This window comes from Flavobacterium enshiense (genome assembly GCF_040750275.1).
Taxonomy (GTDB): domain Bacteria; phylum Bacteroidota; class Bacteroidia; order Flavobacteriales; family Flavobacteriaceae; genus Flavobacterium; species Flavobacterium enshiense_B.
The window spans coordinates 1-219 of sequence record NZ_JBDOCV010000039.1 but is presented as its reverse complement, the minus strand read 5'-3'; the positions used below and the strand labels follow the sequence as shown (position 1 = coordinate 219).

1 protein-coding gene is annotated in these 219 nt (G+C 45.7%); it reads left to right on the top strand.

Annotated features, from left to right (window positions below; genetic code table 11):
* Window positions 1-219 (top strand): PKD-like domain-containing protein (locus tag ABGT15_RS14710; protein ID WP_367232217.1); only part of this gene is annotated, 219 nt, incomplete at both ends.

The window sequence follows — 219 nt, the reverse complement described above, 5'->3', positions numbered from 1 at the left end:
ATTTGTACGGGAGAAACCGTTACTATTGATGTAAACGGAACACCATCAGGAATTGTTTATCACTGGCAGGTTGTTAATGCAACAAATGCACAAGTGGCCGGAGGTGTAACCAGTGGAACTTCTACTACCGGAGAAATTGACGTAGTGTTGCAGGCAACAAGTACAACGCAATCGGGAACGATCCAGTTTGAGATCACTCCGGTTCGTAACGGATGTACC